This is a genomic window from Nevskia sp. (assembly GCF_021732705.1).
Lineage (GTDB): Bacteria > Pseudomonadota > Gammaproteobacteria > Nevskiales > Nevskiaceae > Nevskia.
Map to the genome: position 1 here is coordinate 108399 of NZ_JAKFUM010000007.1, position 14927 is coordinate 123325.

Sequence of the window (14927 nt, forward strand, 5' to 3'; positions counted from 1 at the left end):
AGTCATCAATGGGGAGAGCGGCAGTGCTTCACGACAGCTTCGATGTATTCGGTATCGCGCCCGCAGACGCGGCCCACCCCGGCGTCGCCGTCGCCGCAGCACGAGCAGGCGGCACGGGCCTGCTGGATCTCGAGTTCAGCCGCGATGACGATCGCAGCGCTGCCAACTTCCTGAAGCTGAGCGAAGCGACCGATGCGCGCATCGGCCTGCGCATCGACATCGCCCACGCCGCACTCGCGGGCCGACTGCTGGCCGAATCCGGTGCGCGGCCATTGACGGTGATCCTGACCGGAACCCCATCGCAGCAGGCGGAAGTGTCCGCCCTGTTGGCGCTGTCTGGCCAGCACCGCGTGCTGGCGGAAGTGATCGATGTCACAGACGTGGGCCACTTCACCTTTGCGCATCACGGTCTGGTGGCCAAAGGCCACGAAGCCGGCGGATGGGTGGGCGCTGACACGAGCTACATCCTCGCCCAGAAGCTGCTCGGCAAGGCCGTCACATCGACATCGCTGCCGATCTACATGCAGGGCGGCATCGGCGTGCACAGCGCCGCGGCGTGCCGCGCGATGGGCGCTGCTGGCGTGGTCTTCGAAGACCAGTTGCTGCTGCTGGCCGAATCGCCGCTGCCGGAAACGCTGCAGAACGAACTGTCGCGGCTGAATGGTGCCGAGACCCGCCTGTTTGGCGAACTGGTGGATCAGCCATGTCGCGTCTACACGCGTCCGGGCACTGCCACGCTGAAGGCTGCCGACAACGACAACCGACTGGTCGAGGCCGGCGAACTGTCGCTTGCCGACTGGCGCGCTCGCCTGACGCCGATGCTGGGCTGGGCGGGCGGCGAGCAGCTGATGCCGGTGGGCCAGGGCATCGGCATGGCCGCGACCTATCGCAGCCAGTATCGCAGCGTCGGTCGCTTCATCCAGGCCGTACGCAAGGCCAGCCTCAAGCACATCGAATCCGCCGTCGCGACCGGCTTCATGGCACCGAACGGTGCGCTCGCCAAGTCGCATAGCACGACATTCCCGATCGCGCAGGGTCCGATGACCCGCGTGTCGGACTCGCCGGAGTTCGCCTATCAGGTCTCGAAGAACGGCGCGCTGCCGTTCCTGGCGCTGGCGCTGATGCGCGGCCCGCAGGTGCTCGAGATGCTGCAGGAAACCAAGGCCAAGATGACGCAAGGCGGCGTCGAACTGCCGTGGGGCGTTGGCATGCTCGGTTTCGTGCCGCACTCGCTGCGCGAAGAGCAGATTGCCGCGGTCTGGAAGTGCAAGCCGACATTCGCGCTGATCGCGGGCGGTCGTCCGGATCAGGCTGCGCACTTCGAGAAGGAAGGCATCCCGACCTACATCCATGCCCCTGCGCCGGCGCTGCTCAGGATGTACATCGAGCAGGGCGCCAAGCGCTTCGTGTTCGAAGGCCGCGAGTGCGGCGGTCACATCGGCCCGCTCGCCAGCTTCCCGCTGTGGGAGCAGATGATCGAGGTGCTGCTGGCCGACGTGAAGCCGGGCAGCGAAGGCGATTACCACATCCTGTTCGCTGGCGGCATCCACAACGCCGCGTCCGGCGCGATGCTCGCCGCCCTCGCCGCGCCGCTCGCCGCGCGCGGCATGAAGGTCGGCTGCATCATGGGCACGGCCTATCTGTTCACGCAGGAAATCGTCGACAGCGGTGCCGTGGTCAAGGGCTTCCGCGACGCCGCGATCTCCTGCGACAAGACCGTCAATTTCGAGACGGGCCCCGGTCATTCGACGCGCTGCGTCGATACCCCGTTCTTCCGCGAATTCCGCGAAGCACGCAAGGAATTGCTGCGCGAGGGGGCAACGGCCGAAGAACTGCGCGACCGTCTCGAAGACATGAACATGGGCCGCATGCGCGTGGCCTCGAAGGGCCTGAACCGCGATGCCTCGGGCCAGATCGTCACGGTGTCCGAAGCCGACCAGTACAAGGACGGCATGTTTATGATCGGCCAGGTCGCGACGATGCGCGACGACGTGGTCACGATCGACGCCCTGCACCGCGAAGTGACCGTCGACGCCATGACGATGCTCGAGTCCGCCGTTGGCTCGCGCAAGTCGAAGGCACAGGTCGCGAAGCCGTCGGACATCGCGATCGTCGGCATCGGCACGCTGCTGCCGAAGGCGACGAACGCCGAGAAGTATTGGGAAAACATCCTTGACCAGGTCTGCGTGATCGGCGAAGTACCGAAGGATCGCTGGGACTGGAAGATGTACTTCGACGCCGACCGCCGCGCCCGCGACAAGGTCTACTCGCGCTGGGGCGGTTTCCTCGATGAAGTCGCGTTCGATCCGATCAGCTACGGCATTCCGCCGAAGTCGATGAAGTCGATCGATCCGATGCAGCTGCTGACGCTCGAAGTCACGCGTCGCGCGCTCGGCGACGCCGGCATGGCCGATGGCGACTACGACCGCGAGAACACCAGCGTCATCCTCGGTGCCGGTGGTGGCTTGGGCGACCTCGGCACGCAGTACGCCGTTCGCGCCGAGCTGCCGCGCTTTGTCGACATCGACGACAAGACCGTGTGGGAACGTCTGCCCGAGTGGACCGAGGAATCGTTCGCCGGCACGCTGTTGAACGTGGCGGCCGGTCGCGTGACCAACCGCATGGACTTCGGCGGCCTGAACTTCACGATCGATGCGGCCTGCGCCTCGTCGCTCGCCGCGATCTCGATCGCCGTCAACGAGCTGGAAGCCGGCCGTACCAATGTCGCCATCGCCGGTGGCATCGATACCGTGCAGAGCCCGTTCGGCTTCCTGTGTTTCTCCAAGACGCAGGCGCTGTCGCCGAACGGCAAGCCGCGCACCTTCGATCAGGGCGCCGATGGCATCGCGATCAGCGAAGGGCTTGCCGTGGTCGTGCTGAAGCGCCTGGCCGATGCCGAAGCTGCCGGGGACCGCATCTATGCCGTCATCAAGTCCGTTGCCGGTTCCAGTGATGGCCGTGCGCTCGGCCTCACCGCACCACGTCCGGAAGGCCAGAAGCTCGCCCTGAAGCGCGCGTATGAACGCGCCGGCTTCTCGCCGGCCACGCTCGGCATGGCCGAAGCGCATGGCACCGGCACGCCGGTTGGCGACAAGGCCGAAGCGCGGACGATCACCGAATCGCTCGCCGGCGAAGGCGCTGCGCCGAAGACCGTCGCGATCAGCTCGGTCAAGACCCTGCTCGGTCATACCAAGGCCAGTGCCGGCGTGTCCGGCCTGATCAAGGTCGCCCTGTCGCTGTATCACCGCACGCTGCCGGCCCACTACGGCGTCGACAAGCCGATCGACACGATCGCCGATCCGAATTCCCCGGTCTATCTGCTGAAGGATGCCCGGCCGTGGCTGGCGCATCCGGATCATCCGCGCCGCGGCGGCGTCTCGGCATTCGGTTTCGGCGGCACCAACTTCCATGCCGTGCTCGAGGAGTACAAGGGCAGCTTCGGTTCGGCCTCGCCGGCGGGTGCCGCGCGCTGGCCGTTCGAGCTGTTCGTGTTCCGCGCCAAGGATGAGGCGACACTTGCTGCCGATCTCGGTCGCTTCGTGTCGGCGCTGCGCATCGGCAGCAACGTCAAGTTCCGCGATCTCGCCTATTCGCTGGCCAAGCAGGCGGAAGCCCGCGTCGGCTCACCGCTGTGCATCGCGCTGGTCGCCAAGGACTTCACCGGCCTGCTCGCCGATCTCGAAGCGACCATCGCGAGCCTCGCCGGCAATGGCAAGCCGTTGCCGCAGGCGGTGCGCCTCGGCCGCAATCTGCCAGCCACCGCGCCGAACGTCGCTTTCCTGTTCCCGGGCCAGGGCTCGCAGTACGTCAACATGGGGCGCGAGACCGCGCTGTATGTCGACGAACTGCGTGGCGCGCTCGAGTTTGCCGACGCGACGCTGCGCAGCGAGTTCCCGACCCTGCTGTCGCGCACGATCCTGCCGCCGGCGACTTTCGATGCCGATGCCGAAGCGGCGCAGAACAAGGCGCTGACCGATACCCGCGTCGCCCAGCCGGCGATCGGCGCACTGGCGCTGGGCTATACCCGCCTCGCCAGCCGCCTCGGCCTCAAGGCGCAGTCCGTGGCCGGTCACAGTTACGGCGAATACGCGGCACTGCATGCCGCCGGCGCGCTGAACGCTGCCGACTTCCTCGCGCTGTCCGCTGTCCGTGGCCGTTGCATGGCCGAAGCGGCGGCGACCAGCGAAAAGGGCGCGATGGCCGCGATACAGGCGCGTCGCGACGTCGTGGCCGCGGCAATCGCCGGTATCGCCGGCGTCAAGCTCGCGAATCACAACGCACCGGAACAGGCAGTGATTTCCGGCCCTGCCGCGGGTGTCGAACAGGCAGCCAAGGCACTGGAAGCGTCCGGCGTGCGCGTCACCCGGCTCGCGGTCAGCGGGGCGTTCCATACCGAACTCGTTGCCAGTGCGCAGACCGGCCTGTCGGCGGCGATTGCCGCTGCAGAGGTGTCGACGCCGCAGTGCACGGTCTACTCGAACACCACCGGCAAGCCGTATCCGACCGATGCCGCCGGCATCAAGGCCACGCTCGACGGCCATCTGCTGAACAGCGTCGAATTCGTTGCCGAAATCGAAGCGATGTATGTCGCGGGCGCCCGCGTGTTCGTCGAACTCGGCCCCAAGGGCACCTGCGCCAACATGGCGAAGGCAACGCTCGCCGGCAAGGACGCTCAGGGCTCATTCACCTGTGTGTCGCTGGATGGTCAGGGTGGCGGCCTGCGCGGCCTGCTGCTCGGCCTTGCCGAACTGACGGCCGCCGGCGTGCCGCTGGCGCTGACCCGCCTGTTCGACGGCCGTGATCCGCAGACGCTGGATCTGAACAAGCTCGCCGATCTGGTCAAGCCGGACGCGATTCCGAAACATGCCTGGATGGTCAGCGGCGGCTGTGCGCGCGAGCAGACCGATGCCACGTTCCGCACCGGCAAGCTGCCAGCGTACGACGTGCAGACGCTGGCCGAGGCGCAGGCCAAGCTCAAGGCCGCTCGCACGGTCATCGTGCAGGCTCTCGCGGCCGCCGCGCCTGCACCACAGGCTGTGCAGGCTCCGACCGCTCAGCCCGCGCTGGCGGCGGCCAATCCGGCGCTGGGCGCCGAAGCACTGGCGGCGTATCAGCAGACCATGCGGCAGTTCCTGCAGCTGCAGGAGCGCGTCGTGTCGCAGTTCCTGACCGGCGGCACGGGTGCCGTCGTGCCGATGCCAGCGGCCCCCGCGCTGCCGTCGGTGCCGATGCCAGTGTCGGTCCCGACGCCGGTTGCCGGGCCGATGGCTGCGACACCACCGGCCGCACCGGTGGCGATGGCGCCGGCACGCGTCGAAGCGCCGAAGCCGGTCGCAGCGCCCGTTTCGACGCCGGTACGGGCAGCCGCACCGACCGTCAGTTTCGACCCGACGGCGGCGCTGCTCGAAATCGTCGCCGATCGCACCGGCTACCCGCAGGACATGCTGGGGCTCGATCAGGATCTCGAAGCCGAACTCGGCATCGATTCGATCAAGCGCGTCGAAATCCTCGGCGCGTTCCAGAAGAAGTTGCCGGCCGCGGTCGGTGACTCGATGCAATCCGGCATGGAGCGCTATACCCGCGCCCGCACGCTGAACGCCATTCTTGAAACGGCGAAGGCCGATCTTGCGAAGCTCGGCGTCGGCAGCGCTGGCGCGGCACCGGTGGCGGTCTCGGCACCGGTGACGTCGGCAGCGGCGGCACCCGCCATCGATCGCGCACTGCTGACCGGCACGCTGCTCGCGATCGTGGCGGACCGCACCGGTTACCCGACCGACATGCTCGGTCTCGATCAGGATCTTGAAGCGGAACTCGGCATCGACTCGATCAAGCGCGTCGAAATCCTCGGGGCGTTGCAGAAGTCGCTTCCGGGTTCGGCATCGGATGCGATGCAGGGCGGCATGGAACGCTTCACGCGCGCCCGCACGCTGACGGCGATTCTCGATGCGGCCGAAGCGATCATTCCGGCGGTGGCCGTTGCAGCGCCGGCGGCAGTGTCCGCTGCGGTGACGTCGTCGGCGCCGATGGTCAGCGCCTTCGATCGCGCCGCAGCGCAAGCGACCTTGCTGTCGATCGTCGCCGATCGCACGGGCTACCCGACCGACATGCTCGGGCTCGATCAGGACCTCGAAGCCGAACTCGGCATCGACTCGATCAAGCGCGTCGAGATCCTCGGCGCGCTGCAGAAGGCGCTGCCGGCCGCGCAGGGCGATGCCATGCAGGCGGGCATGGAGAGGTTCACCCGCGCCCGCACGCTGAACGCGATTCTCGATGCGGCAGCATCATTGGCTCCGGCATCGGCGATGGCGGCACCGGCCCCGGTCGCTGTCGCAGAGGCGGTCGCGCAGGCCGCAGCTCCGACGATCGACCGGGCGTCGATGCAGGCGCAGTTGCTGACCATCGTCGCCGATCGCACCGGCTACCCGACCGACATGCTCGGTCTCGATCAGGATCTCGAAGCGGAACTCGGCATCGACTCGATCAAGCGCGTCGAAATCCTCGGCGCGCTGCAGAAGGCGCTGCCGGGTTCGCAGGGTGATGCCATGCAGGCCGGCATGGAGAAGTTCACCCGCGCCCGCACGCTGAACGCGATTCTCGATGCCGCGGTGTCGCTGATGCCGGCAGCTGCGGCACCCGTGACCGTGGCGATGGCGTCGACGGCCCCTCCGGTGGCGGCAGCAACGGCAACGATCGACCGCGCATCGATGCAGGCGCAACTGCTGACGATCGTCGCCGATCGCACCGGCTACCCGACCGACATGCTCGGCCTCGATCAGGATCTCGAAGCGGAACTCGGCATCGACTCGATCAAGCGGGTCGAAATCCTCGGCGCACTGCAGAAATCGCTGCCGGGCGCGCACGGCGATGCCATGCAGGCTGGCATGGAGAAGTTCACCCGCGCGCGCACGCTGAACGCGATTCTCGATGCCGCGATGGCGGTCGCAGCGCCGCAGCAGGCGGCGGTCCAGGTGACCGCGGTTGCCGCTCCGGCGACCACCGCAGCGCCGGTCACCCTCGACCGTGCAGCGATCGGCGCTTTGCTGCTCGACATCGTTGCCGATCGCACCGGCTATCCGACCGACATGCTCGGCCTTGATCAGGACCTCGAAGCCGAACTCGGCATCGACTCGATCAAGCGGGTCGAAATCCTCGGCGCGCTGCAGAAGGCAATGCCGGGCGCCCATGCCGATGCCATGCAGGCTGGCATGGAGAAGTTCACCCGCGCCCGCTCGTTGAACGCGATTCTCGATGCCGTGACCTCGCTGGCAGTATCGGCGGCGACTCCGGCAGCGTCGACGCTCGCGGCCAGCGCCGCACCAGCCGCTGCTGCCGTCAGCGAGACGATTCCGCGCTACGCACCGCGCGCGAAGCGCGTGCCGCTTCCGAAGCAGCGCCATGCGGTCTCTGGCCTGTATGTGCTGACGGCGGATGCCGACGGTGTCGCCGAGAAGCTCGCGGCGCGCATCGTGGCTGCCGGGGCTCACGCCACCGTGCTGCCGGCATCCGCTGCCACCGACCCGGCGCAGCTGGCGTCGCAGCTGACGGCGCTGCGCGCTGCGCACGGCAAGGTTGCCGGCATCATCCACCTGGCCTCGCTGATCAGCGCCGATGTGAGCGGAATCGATGCCTGGAAGCAGCAGAGCGCGCTGCAGGCGAAGAGCCTGTTCTGGCTGCTGCAGCAGACGATGGCGGATCTCGCGTCGGCACCGTCCGTGGCGCTCGCGGCAAGCCGCTTCGGCGGCAGCCTGGGCCGCGAAGCCGAGGGCCCGGCCCTGCCGCAGGCGGGCGCTGCCGTCGGCCTGTTCAACTGCGCCACGGCGGAGATTCCGACGCTGCGCGCACGCCTCGTCGATTTCGAGGCCGCCGTAACCGTCGATGCCATCGTCGATGCCCTGTTCGATGAACTGCAGGTGGCCGAGGCTCGGACGGAAATCGGCTATGCCGATGGCCTGCGCTATGGCTACACGCACGCGGCCGAACCGGTGTCGGACAACCCGTTTGCGCCGCATCTGGTGCCGGGCAGCGACTGGGTGGTCCTGATCACCGGCGGTGCCCGCGGCATCACCGCCGAAGTGGTCGAGGAAATGGTCAAGCCGGGCATGCGTCTGGTGCTGCTGGGACGCACGCCACTGCCGGGTGCAGAACAGTCCGCTACGGCGTCGATCCACGATGTGGCGGCGCTCAAGAAGGCGTTGCTGGCGGCGGCCCTTGCGGCCGGCCGCAAGCCGACCCCGGTCGAACTCGAACGCGAACTCCGCGCCGTGCTGGCGGATCGCGAGATTCGCAGCAATGTCGGCAAGCTGACCGCGGCAGGCGCCGTCGTCGATTACCGCGCCTGCGATGTTCGCGACACCGCGGCGTTCGCCGCGCTGATCGATGCGGTCTACGCCCAGTACGGGCGCATCGACGGCGTGCTGCATGGCGCCGGTGTGATCGAGGACAAGCGCATTCCGGACAAGACGCCGGATTCGTTCGACCGCGTCTACGACACCAAGGTCGACAGTGCCTGGACCCTCGCGACCAAGCTCAAGCCGGAAAGCCTGCAGTTGCTGGCGCTGTTCACCAGCGTGTCAGGCCGCTTCGGCAACACCGGGCAGTCTGACTATGCCGCCGCGAACGAGACGCTGAACCGTCTGGCGTGGCAGTTGCACCGCCGGTGGACCGGTGTCCGCGTGATCTCGGTGAACTGGGGCCCGTGGGATGCCGGCATGGCCAGCCAGCAGGTTCGCGATGCCTTCCGCGCCCGCAGCATCGAGCCGATCCCGGTCAAGGCCGGTCGTCGCTGGTTCGTCGACGAACTGGCGTTCGGTCCGCGCAAGGATGTCGAACTGGTTGCCGGCGCCGGTCCCTGGGACATCGACCGCGGCAGCGACAGTGCCGATTCGTCGGGAGCATCGAACGACAGCACCGGTGCCGGTGTCCCGGCGCTGCCGCTGATCCGCCGTCCGCTGCGCATTGGTGCCGGCGGTGCCGTGGTGTTCGAACACAGTCTCAGCCTCAAGGCGGATCCGTACCTGACCGATCACCGCCTGGATTCCAAGCCGGTGCTGCCGGCGGCGACGGCGCTGGAATACATGGCGCAGTTCGTGGCCGCAGGATGGCCGGAATGGCAGGTGGTCGAGATTCGCGACCTGCGCGCGTTCTCGGGCATCGTGCTCGACAACGACGGCGCCGAGAAGACGCTGCTGCTGCGGGCACGCTCGTCGACGCATTCGGATGCCGGCTCGCAGGCGGTCACGGTCGAACTGTTCGATCCGCCGCGCAAGACGCCGAACTATCGCTGCACCGCACTGCTGCTGCCGGCCGTGCCGGAAGCGCCGATGGCCGATGCCTCGCCGCTGGCACCCGGACAGTCGATGGAAGCGCAGCAGATGTATGCCGATCATCTGTTCCATGGCCCGCAGTTCCAGTTCGTCAAGAAGGTCACGAACATCTCGGCCGATGGGGTCGAAGCGGTGGTCAACGCTTCGTCCCCGGCCAGCCTGCTTGGCGCCGGGACGCAGGGTGCGCGCTGGCTGTTCGATTTCGGTCTGGTCGACACCGCACCGCAGCTCGCGCTGGTCTGGGCTCGCCTGCTGCACGGCAAGACGGCGCTGCCGTCGAGCTTCGGCAAGGTGGCGCGCTACGGCACCGACCCCGTCGTGGGCCAGCTGCGGACGGTCATCCGGATCAAGCCGGCGACGCACGACGCCGGGGTGCGCTACGACATGCAGTTCATCGACGGCAAGGGTCGCGTGCGGCTGGCGATCACGGATGCCGAAAGCACGATGAGTGCGGCGCTGAACCGTCTGGCAGGCAATTCCTGATGCCTGCCAGCGACTGCGAGTCACGAACCGCGCCCTCGCCAGCGCCTGAACTGGCGCCGATGCCGGCGCCGGTATCGGCAACGGGACGGTCCGGCGCGGCCATCGAACGAACCATCGAGCGCATCCGATGAACCAGCGCATGAATATCGCCATCATCGGCATGGCGGGTGCCTACGCCGGCGCACGCGATGCCGCGACGTTCTGGCAGAACATCCTGAACAAGGTCGATGCCGTCGACGAGGCCGGTCCGGAATGGGCTGGCCCGTACGTCGATCCGACTGCGAATACCAACGATCGCATCTACACCACGCGCGGCGGCTTCCTGCGCGACATGGCCGAAATCGATCTGAGCGAACTCGGCGTGATGCCGAACACGCTCGACGGCGGCGAACCGGACCACATGCTGGCGCTGCGCTTTGCCCGCGATGCCCTGGCCGATTCGGGTTACCTGAAGAAGGCCTTCAATCGCGAGCGCATCGGCATCGTGCTCGGCCGCGGCACCTATGCCAATCGCGGCATCCTGACCATGGTGCAGCACGGCATGATCATGGATCAGACAATGGAACTGATCCGCGGACTGCGTCCCGATCTGACCGAAGCCGAACTCGCCAGCCTGAAGGCCGCGTTCAAGAAGCAGTTGCCGCCGTACAACGCGGAAATGGTCGGCCTGCTGACGCCGAACGTGATCGCCGGCCTGATCGCGAACCGGCTGGACCTGATGGGGCCGAACTACATCGTCGACGCGGCCTGCGCCTCGAGCCTGATCGCGATCGAGCTGGCTGCGCGAGAGATCATGTCCGGCCGCTGCGACATGATGATCACCGGCGGCGTCCAGGCCCAGTGCCCGCCGCAGCTGTACATGCAGTTCTGCCAGCTCGGCGCCTTGTCGAAAGGCCAGCTTCGGCCGTTCGAGAAAGGCTCCGACGGCACCCTGCTCGGCGAAGGTGTCGGCGTGCTCGTGCTGAAGAAGCTCGAACTCGCCGAAGCCGACGGCGACCGCATCTACGCCGTGATCAAGGGCATCGGCTCGGCCAGCGACGGCAAGGCCAAGGGCTTGCTGACGCCACGCCTCGAAGGCGAAATCCTGGCGCTGAAGCGCGCCTACGAATCCAGCGGCATCGATCCGACTACCATCGGCCTGATCGAGGCGCACGGCACCGGCACGCGGGTTGGCGATCGCACCGAGATCGAGTCGCTCACCGCGTGCTTCGGCCCGCGCACCGGCGATCTGCCGACGATCGCGCTGGGCTCGGTCAAGTCGATGATCTCGCACTGCCTGCCGGCGGCCGGCAGTGCCTCGATCATCAAGACCGCGCTGGCGCTGCACCACAAGGTGCTGCCGCCGATGATCTGCAACGAGGTCGATCCCGACCTGCAGATGGAGAAGACGCCGTTCTACATCAACAACGAGGCACGGCCGTGGATCCACGGCGGGCCGTATCCGCGTCGCGCCGGCGTCAACGCCTTCGGCTTCGGTGGCATCAACGCCCACGTGATCCTCGAGGAATACCGGCCGAAGCATGTCGCTGACGGCATCGCGCGGCGCGGCGCGACCGGGCTGCTGCATGCCCCGGGCCACTCCGAACTGCTGACGCTGGCCGCCGGCTCCACCGGTGATCTGGTGACCTTGGCGCAGCAACTGCTCGCGCATGCGCGCGGCCCCTCGAAGCCGAGTCTGGCGATGCTGGCGCGGGCCAGCAGCAGCGCTGCCGTCGGCGAGCACCGACTCGCGATCGTCGCCAGCGATGTCGTCGATCTCGTCGCCAAGCTCGAACAGGCAATCACCAAGCTGAACCGGCCGGAAGTCTCGCCGTTCAAGATCCGTGCGGGCGTGCATTACGGTCGCGGTCCGGCGCCGGGCCGGTCCTGCTTCGTGTTTCCGGGAGAAGGCGCGCAGTACTCGAACATGCTGGCGGACCTGAGTCTGAACTTTCCGCAGGTTCGGGAATGGTTCGATTTCATCGAGGAAACTGCCGTCCGACGCAGCAGCCCGCTGCGCGCGCCGGTGGTGTTTCCGGCGCCGACCGCGATCAGTGGCAGCACGCGCGACAAGCTCGAATCCGATCTGTTCGAAATGGATGTCGCGGCCGAAACCGTGTTCGCGGCGAGCATCGGCATGTTCACGCTGCTCGACGAACTCGGTTTCCGGCCGGACACGATGCTCGGGCATTCCACCGGCGAGAACACCGCGATCACCGCGAGCGGCGTGCGCCGCTACGAGAAGCGCGAAGAGATTGCCGATACCGTCCGCGATCTGAACCACATCTATCGCGAGCTCGACCGCGAAGGCCGCATCGTCGAAGGCAGCCTGCTGACCATCGGCGCATTGAAGGCCGACGTCCGCGCGCAGCTGCTGAGCCGGCACAGCGCGCCGGACAGCGCAGTCAAGGTCGCAATGGACAACTGCCCGAACCAGCTGGTGCTGTTCGGCTCGCGCTTCGACATTGCGGAACTGAAGGAACAGCTGTCGGCCGATGGCGCGATCTGCGCAGAGCTGCCGTTTGGCCGTGCTTACCACACTTCGTTGTTCCATCCGGTGGCTGACGCCTATCGGGCGTATTACCAGACACTCGAATTCGGGCCGGGCCGCAGCCTGCTGTACAGCGCGCGCAGTGTCGGACCGTTCCCCGAAAACGCCGACGACATCCGCGAACTCGCCTGCGCCCAGTGGGAGAACCCGGTGCGCTTCACCGAAACCATCGAGAAGCTGTATGCCGATGGGGTCCGCGTGTTCATCGAGATCGGCCCGAGCGGCAATCTGACGTCGTTCATCGGCGATACGCTGCGCGACCGCGACGATGTCGTGTCGCTCAGCACCAACAGTCGTCGCAAGTCCGGCATCACCCACCTGCACCAGACGCTGGCGCAGTTGTTCGCGCTGGGCGTGCCGTTCAAGCCGGAAGCACTGTTCGTGCATCGCGACATCCCGGCGCTGAACCTCGCGGCACCGCCGCTGGCGGCGCCAAAGGCCAAGCCGCGTCTCAAGCTGCAGATGCCGCTGGTGCATCTGCCGGAAGGCTTCAAGCCGATGCCGCAGGCGCTGCCGGCCGTGGCCGCGAACGCGGCGGCGCCGGCCCCGGTCGAGCGCGATCCGCATCCGAATGTCGTGTCGATCGACCGTGGCGCTCCGCGCCGGGTCGAACCGGTGGTTGCCGCACCGGCCAGCGACCCGCGCCTGGATGCGCTGAAGTCGCATTTCGCGTTGATGCAGGAATTCCTCGACAGTCAGTCGCGCGTGCTCGGTGGCTTTGCGCCGCCGCCGGCGCTGGTGCCCGGCGAGATGCCGATCGCAGCGCCGGCCGCGACGGCCGTGCCGGTGCTGCCGCTGATCGACAGCAATCAGCCGAACCCGCATCACTTCCCGCTGCTCGGTCGCGTCATCGAGCAAAGCGCATCGAAGCTCGTCTGCGAGCGCACCTACGATTCGGATCTCGACCTGTTCCTGCAGGATCATGCGATCGGCTCGCGTCCGACCGACCGCCAGCCGCATCTGCTGCCGCTGACGGTGATCCCGTTCACCTTCAGCATGGAGATCCTTGCGGAAGCGGCGTGCCTGCTGACCGGCAACCAGCTCAAGGTGATCGGCGTCGACAGCTCGCGCGGCCACCGCTGGCTCGGGCTCGACGATGGCCGGTTGCCGCTGCGGATCGTCGCCGAGAAGCTGCCGTCGACCCAGCCGGACTTCCAGCGGGTATCGGTGCGCCTGTTCCAGACCACCGAGGCGGGTCCGAAAACCGGCGTGCTGGTGTTCGAAGGCCAGGTGCTGCTGGCCGAGAAGTACCCGCAGCCGCCGGCCGTGAGGCCGTGGACCGCGACGCAGGACTTCCCGGCCCGCAACAATCCGGATGGCGAGCTGTACAGCCACGGCATGTTCCACGGGCCGCGCCTGCAGGGCGTCACCTCGATCCGTCGCTGGGCCGACGAAGCGATCGAGGCCGACATGATCACGATCCCGACGCACGACTACTTCAGCTTCACCACGACGCCGAAGTTCCGGATCGACTCCGCGCTGCTCGACGCCGCCGGCCAGCTCGCCGGGTACTGGCTGACCGAGAAGCACACCTGGGGCTTCAACTGCTTCCCGTATCACCTCGGCCATTACACGCAGTACGGACCGCCGCCGCCGCCCGGCACGAGGATGATCTGCCGGGGCGACGTGCGGATGAGCGACGAACTGCGCATCGAAGCCCACTTCGATCTGTTCGACGACTCCGGTCGCCTGCTGTTCCGCGCCGCGAACTGGGACGACCGCAAGTTCTCGGTGCCGCAGCACCTGTACGACTTCCGCCTCGATCCGCAGGTGCGTTTCATGTCGGAAGACTGGCTGCCGGACGCGATGGCGGCCCGAGGCCAGTTCCTGCGAAGGCTGCAGCCGTTCGAGGAAGGCTTCATGGACCAGGGCTGGGGCGTCTGGAAGCGGATGCTGGCGAACCTGGTGCTGTCGGCCGAAGAGCGGCGCGTGTTCTACCGCGAGCTGCCGACGACCGGACCGCGCCGCGAGGATTGGCTGATCGGCCGTGTGGCGGCGAAGGATGCCGTTCGCAGCTGGGCGCTGGCGACACATGGCATCAAGCTGGCGCCGGCCGACGTCGTGATCATGACCGGCACGCGCGGCGAGCCGATCGTGGTCCGGGCGGACGGCCTGCCGCCGAGCGTGCCGCTGCCGGCGATCTCGATCAGCCACAGCCGCCGCTGGGCGGTCGGCATCTGCGCCGCAGGCGGCTCGCGACTCGGCGCCGACTATCAGCACCTGGACCGGGTCGACGCGGCCGATCTGATCGCGGGCGCGTTCTCGGAAGCCGAAACCGCAGCCTTCCTGCGCGCGCTGCCGCAGGCGCAGCAGAAGCGCGCTGCAGTGGCCCTGTGGTGCGCCAAGGAAGCGGCCGGCAAGGCTGCCGGCACCGGACTCGAAGCCCGCCCGCAGGACTGGCGGATCACGGATGCCGTGCTTGAACGTCGCGGTGCTGCCCCGGCATCGGCCGTGGTGCATCACGGCGGCATCGATTACCGGGTTGAGCTGCAGATCGGCGACAGCGAAGTGTTCGCCGTCTGCCGGGCACCGGGCGATGCCAGTGTCGCAGCGCTGGCGGCCACGGCGTGATCGAAATCGAATCCTGCAAC

General features: G+C 67.6%; 2 protein-coding genes. Both read left to right on the plus strand.

The genetic code is table 11. The features are described 5' to 3' along the window. Positions 1-23 precede the first annotated feature (23 nt). The gene (locus QZ951_RS07645) at positions 24-9806 is read left to right on the plus strand and encodes a type I polyketide synthase (RefSeq protein ID WP_292999945.1); all 9783 of its coding nucleotides are present in this window, start codon (positions 24-26) and stop codon (positions 9804-9806) included. 127 nt (positions 9807-9933) lie between these two features. Continuing rightward, positions 9934-14907, plus strand: coding sequence for a type I polyketide synthase (locus tag QZ951_RS07650; protein WP_292999946.1), 4974 nt, complete (start codon positions 9934-9936; stop codon positions 14905-14907). Positions 14908-14927 lie beyond the last annotated feature (20 nt).